Below are 358 nucleotides of genomic sequence, written 5' to 3'. Positions count from 1 at the left end.
TCTTCGACCATGCCCCACAAGCGCAACCCGGTGGGCGCTGCCGTGCTGATCAGCGCTGCCACGCGAGTGCCCGGCCTGGTGGCAACGATGTTCAGCGCGATGCCCCAGGAACACGAACGCAGCCTGGGCCTGTGGCACGCCGAATGGGAAACCCTGCCGGAGATTTGCCGGCTGGTATCCGGTGCGTTGCATCAGGCGCTGCTGGTCAGCGAAGGCCTGGAAGTCGACCCCCGGCGCATGGTCCAAAACCTTGATCTGACCCAGGGCCTGGTACTGGCCGAAGCGGTCAGCATCGTCCTCGCCCAGCGCCTGGGCCGCGAAACCGCGCACCATCTGCTGGAACAATGCTGCAAACGCG

General features: G+C 65.9%; 1 pseudogene. It reads left to right on the top strand.

Annotation, left to right across the window (positions count from 1 at the left end):
• A pseudogene (locus tag HX846_RS38685) lies at positions 1-358 on the top strand (lyase family protein); the annotation flags it as partial.

It is taken from the genome of Pseudomonas sp. K5002, assembly GCF_013386655.1.
Lineage (GTDB): Bacteria > Pseudomonadota > Gammaproteobacteria > Pseudomonadales > Pseudomonadaceae > Aquipseudomonas.
The sequence above is the reverse complement of the archived record's forward strand: the minus strand, read 5'-3'. Positions and strand labels throughout refer to the sequence as shown.